Here is a 1,879-nt window from a genome sequence, read left to right as displayed (position 1 = left end):
TGATTGTGTGCCACGAAAACTTGCGAGTTGTGTGCCTGAAGGCACAATCAACTAGTTTTGCTGCACTCAAGATGAGAGTAGGCCTCTCGTAATCGCTATACAGGTAGAGATTGCAAATCACCCTAAGGTGCTGTAGTCAAAAGCTATGGTATTGAGCGTTAGGGAAAAGGCAGAGCAAGACTCTGTCAGGTACGTATTAAGGAGACGAAAACCATTGAACCGCTGAAGAAGTATCGAAAGCGTAGGGATGTCATCAAAACTGAGGGGGAGTCGTTAACTCAGGATCAGTTCGGAAGAAACCTGTTTACTGTCCGTTCGGTGACCGGTATAAAGGCGGCGTGAACTTAATACAGGCTTGAGCGTGGAACGTGGGAACCTACGACATGGATGTTAAGGGAGAAATTCAAGTGGAAGCACCACAAGAATCAGAGTACCAATGCCATGTATAGGGGCGGAATAACCCTTAGTAGTAATGAAACCTCCTAACGGAGGTGGAGCAAAGGGGTTATGTTATTCAGTTTTATGAGCAAGTCAACCATCTTAATGGGAGGAACTTATGAATAAAACAAAGCCATATGCTATATCTAAAAAGGTGGTTTATGATGCCTTTCTAAGAGTAAAAGCAAACAAAGGGTCAGCCGGTATTGACGAAGAGTCAATTGAAGCATTCGAACTGAACTTAAAGGATAATCTCTATAAACTATGGAACAGAATGTCCTCAGGAAGTTACTTTCCTCCTGCAGTAAAAGCAGTAGAGATACCGAAGAAAGGTGGAGGAACTAGGACACTGGGAATTCCAACGGTTGAAGATAGAATCGCACAAATGGTCGTGAAAATGTACTTTGAACCCTCGGTGGAACCTTTCTTCCATAAGGATTCGTACGGTTATAGACCTAACAAAAGTGCAATTCAAGCGTTAGAGATAACCCGCAAAAGGTGTTGGAAATACAACTGGGTTCTAGAATTCGATATTAAAGGACTATTCGATAACATTGACCACGGTTTACTAATGAGAGCGGTGGAAAAGCACACAAGTAATAAATGGGTAAAACTATATATTAATAGGTGGCTAAAAGCACCTTTCCAAACAAAAGAAGGTGCAGTAGAACGGACTTCCGGCACACCGCAAGGTGGAGTTATAAGTCCAGTTCTAGCAAATCTATTTCTTCATTACACATTTGATAAGTGGATGATTATTAACCATCCAAATAATCCTTTTGCGAGATATGCAGATGACGCAGTCATCCATTGTAACTCAGAAGATGAGGCAACAAAAGTGCTACAATCACTAAACAAAAGGATGAAAGAATGCAAGCTTGAACTACATCCAACCAAAACTCGAATTGTATATTGTAAGGATGCAGATCGGAAAGAAAATCATGAAAATATCTCGTTCGATTTTCTAGGATACACGTTTAGACCAAGACGTTCCAAAAACAGATGGGGAAACCACTTTATTAACTTTACACCTGCGATTAGTAATAAATCAAAGAAATCAATTCGGCAAAAAGTAAGGGACTGGAGACTGCAGTTAAAAGCGGAAAAGGACCTTTCAGACCTCTCAAATATGTTTAACTCTCAGATTATTGGGTGGATTAATTACTATGGTAAGTTCTACAAATCTGAAATGTACTCAACATTAAGGCACATCAACAAAGCCTTAATAATGTGGGCAAGGAAGAAATACAAAAGGTTAGCCCGTCACAAGAAAAGAGCAGAATATTTCTTAGGTAGAATTGCAAAACAGATTCCCAATCTCTTTAAACATTGGGAGTTAGGTATTAAGCCAACGGCTGAATAATGGGAGCCGGATGAGCTGAGAGGTTCACGTCCGGTTCTGAGAGGGACCATTGGGGAAGTTCCAGTGGTCTACTTGCCT

Annotated in this window: 1 protein-coding gene; it reads left to right on the top strand. The window is 40.9% G+C overall.

Going from position 1 to position 1,879, the window contains the following annotated elements; all coding sequences use genetic code 11:
* Window positions 1–556 precede the first annotated feature (556 nt).
* A complete protein-coding gene (ltrA, locus tag CVD27_RS00835; RefSeq protein ID WP_101646011.1) occupies window positions 557–1,801 on the top strand; it encodes a group II intron reverse transcriptase/maturase in 1,245 nt (414 codons plus the stop codon).
* Window positions 1,802–1,879 lie beyond the last annotated feature (78 nt).

The sequence above is a fragment of the Neobacillus cucumis genome, assembly GCF_002860255.1.
GTDB lineage: Bacteria > Bacillota > Bacilli > Bacillales > Cytobacillaceae > Neobacillus > Neobacillus cucumis_A.
This window is presented reverse-complemented; position numbering and strand designations above follow the sequence as displayed.

Bases quoted from the DNA above. Each gene is read 5' to 3' on its own strand.
- ltrA (WP_101646011.1), top strand. From the start codon at position 557: ATGAATAAAACAAAGCCATATGCTATATCTAAAAAGGTGGTTTATGAT.